The 276-nt window shown below is 60.9% G+C and carries 1 pseudogene; it reads left to right on the top strand.

Annotated elements, in window-relative coordinates:
* A pseudogene (locus ACPYOM_RS22435) lies at positions 1-246 on the top strand (S-methylmethionine permease); the annotation flags it as partial.
* Positions 247-276 lie beyond the last annotated feature (30 nt).

The raw sequence follows: 276 nt of genomic DNA, 5'->3' as shown, positions 1-276 counted from the left end.
ATCTACCGGAGGACGTTCGTGCGGAATGGCGGTGACGTCAACAGCCTGCCGTACAAGGCCCCGCTCTTTCCGCTGGTGCCGATCCTCGCCTTCGCCTTGTGCGTTGTGTCGTTGATCGGCATCGCGTTCGATCCGAACCAGGTGACGGCCCTCTTGTTCGGCGTGCCTTTCGTGGGTGCCTGCTACGCGTTCTTCTACTTCAAGTACGGACGACGGCGGTCGCTCAAGAAGGCCTTGGACGCTTAGCTCTGCGGCTTCCTGACCCTGTTTGGATGC

The sequence above is a fragment of the Monashia sp. HAY1-2A genome, from assembly GCF_056755315.1.
The sequence above is the reverse complement of the archived record's forward strand: the minus strand, read 5'-3'. Positions and strand labels throughout refer to the sequence as shown.